A 1,228-nucleotide genomic window follows, 5' to 3' on the forward strand; every position below is an offset into this window, starting at 1 on the left:
CACGTGAGCCTTGCCTTTCTTCCTTTCACAAGACGATCTTTGACAAGTATCGGGACATGGCTTCAAGCGGATAGCCAGAACCATAGCCTTGACCCACTGAGCTGTGAGACCATCCACCTATTTGATCCACCATTTCCGTAGGACACTCTACTGCCCTTAGCCGATCACGCATGGAGTGACGGAAACTGTGAATGGTGCATCCATCTGACACGTATCCCTTCAACCACTTGTTCAAAGCTGCGCTGGCTGAGTTGGCCTGAACCTGACCTGACTTGGCGTATCTTGGGAATGCAGGGCCAGTAAGGCTTGGCATCGTCTCATATAGCCTCTCGGCAGCCCATAGAGACGCCCCAACTAGCGGAACCATTCTCTCACTGCCTGAAGTCTTCAGGGATCTTAGAGCGTTAGGTTGAACAACAAGGTGGGGATAGACTTCCTGAAGCTTGATGTCTGACAGCATAAGCCCTGCTGCCTCTGACAAACGCAACCCAGTGTCACTGATCAAAGCAATGAGCCAACGACAGTCATCATTTCGGCTACGACACAAAGCTTGGATCTTCTTAAGTTCCAAATCAGGAATGGGCAGCCGTCTAGCAACCCCTGCCTTACGGTCATGGTACATGCCGTGAAATGGATTTTTGAGATCAAGGGCCAACTCAGAGCAAGCGAAATTAAAGACAGAGTTAATGGAGTTAAGGACCCTAGTTACGCTTGAACCAACCAGGCCACGCTCGATCAAGAAATCACGGAAGCTGAGGGCATCAGCACGTGTGTACTGATGCAGATCCTTCAAACCCACGGCATCAACAAGATAGCCACAGGCTCTTTGAGCAGCGGCATGGAAGGTCTTTCCTTTGCCGACGCCCTTGCGCTCCAAGTATACGGATAAAGCTTCTGTGAGTGACACAGAGGCAGACGGGGTGGAGGCAATACTCGCTGGACCTGCATGTGTCTGCCTTTGCTTCAACAAATGCTTTCCAGGCAGATTTGCATGAGCAAGACGAATTTGCGCCCAGTAAGCATCCAACTGTGAGGCCATCATGGATGCACGTGAACGAGCAACAGAGACGTGCTGGGTATTCAGAGCCTGGACTATGCGAGGATAGCAATAATGCTCCACGAGATCGGCTGGGACTCTTCGAGAAAAGTAAAAGTAACCACCACGGTTAAAGGTAAAGGGGACTCTTTTGGTCTGCATATTGGTCAACACTCAGGCAAGGCTCACGTG

General features: G+C 50.7%; 1 protein-coding gene. It reads right to left on the reverse strand.

Annotation, left to right across the window (positions count from 1 at the left end; all coding sequences use genetic code 11):
• Positions 1-25 precede the first annotated feature (25 nt).
• Positions 26-1,198 (reverse strand): DUF6538 domain-containing protein, encoded by a 1,173-nt coding sequence (locus KG698_RS15325; RefSeq protein WP_213686406.1) that lies wholly within the window; start codon positions 1,196-1,198, stop codon positions 26-28.
• Between the last annotated feature and the right edge of the window lie 30 nt (positions 1,199-1,228).

Source organism: Roseicyclus sp., assembly GCF_018402035.1.
GTDB lineage: Bacteria > Pseudomonadota > Alphaproteobacteria > Rhodobacterales > Rhodobacteraceae > Roseicyclus.

Coding starts and splice junctions, on each gene's coding strand:
- KG698_RS15325 (WP_213686406.1), bottom strand. CDS start 1,198: ATGCAGACCAAAAGAGTCCCCTTTACCTTTAACCGTGGTGGTTACTTT.